This is a genomic window from Gluconobacter albidus (assembly GCF_002723915.1).
Classification (GTDB): domain Bacteria; phylum Pseudomonadota; class Alphaproteobacteria; order Acetobacterales; family Acetobacteraceae; genus Gluconobacter; species Gluconobacter albidus.
Genome location: NZ_BEWL01000031.1, coordinates 1 through 2500, shown reverse-complemented (window position 1 = coordinate 2500; position 2500 = coordinate 1). Strand labels below are relative to the sequence as shown.

The 2500-nt window shown below is 55.0% G+C and carries 1 tRNA gene and 2 rRNA genes (1 of these 3 cut by a window edge); all 3 read left to right on the top strand.

The features are described 5' to 3' along the window. A 23S ribosomal RNA gene (locus GAL01_RS15150) occupies window positions 1-2169 on the top strand (it extends 567 nt beyond the left edge of the window). Between the two features lie 87 nt (window positions 2170-2256). Continuing rightward, window positions 2257-2371: ribosomal RNA gene (gene rrf, locus GAL01_RS15145) — 5S ribosomal RNA — on the top strand. A 50-nt stretch (window positions 2372-2421) separates the two neighbouring features. After that, window positions 2422-2498 (top strand) — tRNA-Met (locus GAL01_RS15140). Window positions 2499-2500 lie beyond the last annotated feature (2 nt).

Below are 2500 nucleotides of genomic sequence, written 5' to 3'. Positions count from 1 at the left end.
TTCTGTTTGCAGCGAGCTTAAGCCGTTAGGTGTAGGCGTAGCGAAAGCGAGTCTGAATAGGGCGAATGAGTTGCTGGCAGAAGACCCGAAACCGAGTGATCTAGCCATGGCCAGGCTGAAGGTGCGGTAACACGCACTGGAGGGCCGAACCCACGCCTGTTGAAAAAGTCGGGGATGAGCTGTGGCTAGGGGTGAAAGGCCAATCAAACTCGGAGATAGCTGGTTCTCCGCGAAATCTATTGAGGTAGATCGTCGGGTGTTTACCCTGGGGGGTAGAGCACTGGATGGGCTAGGGGGGCCCAAAGCCTTACCAAACCTAACCAAACTCCGAATACCCAGGAGTATAGCCCGGCAGACAGACAGTGGGTGCTAAGGTCCATTGTCGAGAGGGAAACAGCCCAGACCACCAGCTAAGGCCCCTAAATCGTGGCTAAGTGGGAAAGGATGTGGGGATTCCAAAACAACCAGGAGGTTGGCTTAGAAGCAGCCATCCTTTAAAGAAAGCGTAATAGCTCACTGGTCTATTAGAAACCCTGCGCCGAAAATGTAACGGGGCTCAAGCCACGTGCCGAAGCTGTGGGTGCATTCTTTGAATGCGCGGTAGCGGAGCGTTCCGTAAGTCTGCGAAGGAGACGGGGTGACCCTCTCTGGAGATATCGGAAGTGCGAATGCTGACATGAGTAGCGACAAACAGTGCGAGAAACACTGTCGCCGAAAGTCCAAGGGTTCCTGCGCAAGGTTAATCCACGCAGGGTGAGCCGGCCCCTAAGGCGAGGGCGAGAGCCGTAGTCGATGGGAACCAGTTTAATATTACTGGGCCTGCCAGAAGTGACGAATGAGAGATGTTGTCTGTCCTTAACGGATTGAACAGGCTTTTCAATCATTCCAGGAAATAGCTCTGGCGTATAGACCGTACCCGAAACCGACACAGGTGGACTGGTAGAGAATACCAAGGCGCTTGAGAGAACGATGCTGAAGGAACTAGGCAAATTGCTCGTGTAACTTCGGGATAAACGAGACCCAACCGTGGGCAACCATATTTGGGTGGCACAGACCAGGGGGTAGCGACTGTTTAGTAAAAACACAGGGCTCTGCGAAATCGTGAGATGACGTATAGGGCCTGACGCCTGCCCGGTGCCGGAAGGTTAAGAGGAGGTGTGCAAGCACTGAATTGAAGCCCCGGTAAACGGCGGCCGTAACTATAACGGTCCTAAGGTAGCGAAATTCCTTGTCGGGTAAGTTCCGACCTGCACGAATGGCGTAACGACTTCCCCACTGTCTCCAGCATCGACTCAGCGAAATTGAATTCCCCGTGAAGATGCGGGGTACCCGCGGTCAGACGGAAAGACCCTATGAACCTTTACTGCAGCTTTGCAGTGGCATCAGAGACATTCTGTGTAGGATAGGTCGGAGGCTTTGAAGCCGGGGCGCCAGCACCGGTGGAGCCATCCTTGAAATACGACCCTGAATTTTTCTGATGTCTAACCGAGACCAGTAAGCCTGGTCCGGGACCCTGCATGGTGGGCAGTTTGACTGGGGCGGTCGCCTCCCAAAGTGTAACGGAGGCGCGCGATGGTGGGCTCAGGCCGGTCGGAAACCGGCTGTCGAGTGCAATGGCATAAGCCCGCCTGACTGTGAGAGTGACAGCTCGATCAGAGACGAAAGTCGGCCATAGTGATCCGGTGGTCCCACGTGGACGGGCCATCGCTCAACGGATAAAAGGTACTCTAGGGATAACAGGCTGATCTCCCCCAAGAGTCCACATCGACGGGGAGGTTTGGCACCTCGATGTCGGCTCATCACATCCTGGGGCTGGAGCAGGTCCCAAGGGTTCGGCTGTTCGCCGATTAAAGTGGTACGTGAGCTGGGTTTAGAACGTCGTGAGACAGTTCGGTCCCTATCTGCCGTGGGTGTAAGAGACTTGAGAGGATTTGTCCCTAGTACGAGAGGACCGGGATGAACATACCTCTGGTGCACCGGTTGTCACGCCAGTGGCACAGCCGGGTAGCTAAGTATGGACGGGATAACCGCTGAAAGCATCTAAGCGGGAAACCCACCTCAAAACTAGGTCTCATAGAGCCGTGAGAGACCATCACGTTGATAGGCCGGGTGTGAAAGTGCAGTAATGCATGCAGCTAACCGGTCCTAATCGCTCATACTTCTCACATCAAACACATGCACAGAAATCAGCCACACTCTCTTCATAAAAACGCACCAACCTCCACCCTCTCTCAAAAGACAGGGTGGGCTGGAAGACCTGGTGGCCATTGCGAGGGCCCTACACCCGATCCCATCCCGAACTCGGCCGTGAAATCCCTCAGCGCCTATGATACTGCACCTTAAGGTGCGGAAAAGTCGGTCGCCGCCAGGTCCCCCAGCCCACTCACACCACAAAAAATACCCCAACATCAAAAACACCACCGCGGGGTGGAGCAGCCCGGTAGCTCGTCAGGCTCATAACCTGAAGGCCGCAGGTTCAAATCCTGCCCCCGCAACCAAC